This window comes from Achromobacter sp. 413638, from assembly GCF_043119405.1.
Classification (GTDB): domain Bacteria; phylum Pseudomonadota; class Gammaproteobacteria; order Burkholderiales; family Burkholderiaceae_B; genus Achromobacter.
In genome coordinates, this window is the sequence record NZ_JBICCO010000181.1 from 1 (window position 1) to 644 (window position 644).

Here is a 644-nt window from a genome sequence, read left to right on the forward strand (position 1 = left end):
GTGCCGTACATCATCGTCTTCCTGAACAAGGCTGACATGGTCGACGACGCCGAGCTGCTCGAGCTGGTGGAAATGGAAGTTCGCGAACTGCTGTCCAAGTACGACTTCCCGGGCGACGACACCCCGATCGTCAAGGGTTCGGCCAAGCTGGCGCTGGAAGGCGACAAGGGCGAGCTGGGCGAGCAGGCCATCCTGGCCCTGGCCCAAGCCCTGGACACCTATATCCCGACGCCCGAGCGTGCCGTTGACGGCGCGTTCCTGATGCCGGTGGAAGACGTGTTCTCGATCTCGGGTCGCGGCACCGTGGTGACCGGCCGTATCGAACGCGGCATCATCAAGGTCGGCGAGGAAATCGAAATCGTCGGTATCACCCCGACGGTCAAGACGACCTGCACGGGCGTGGAAATGTTCCGCAAGCTGCTGGACCAAGGTCAAGCCGGCGACAACGTGGGCATCCTGCTGCGCGGCACCAAGCGTGAAGACGTCCAGCGCGGCCAGGTTCTGGCCAAGCCGGGCTCGATCACCCCGCACACGGACTTCACGTCCGAGGTGTACATCCTGTCCAAGGAAGAAGGCGGCCGCCACACCCCGTTCTTCAACGGCTATCGTCCCCAGTTCTACTTCCGCACGACGGACGTGACGGG

1 protein-coding gene is annotated in these 644 nt (G+C 63.5%); it reads left to right on the forward strand.

All coding sequences use genetic code 11. The annotated features are described in order from the left end of the window. Positions 1-644: EF-Tu/IF-2/RF-3 family GTPase (locus tag ACEU5R_RS31970; RefSeq protein ID WP_392413937.1), on the forward strand; the 644-nt coding region annotated here is incomplete at both ends.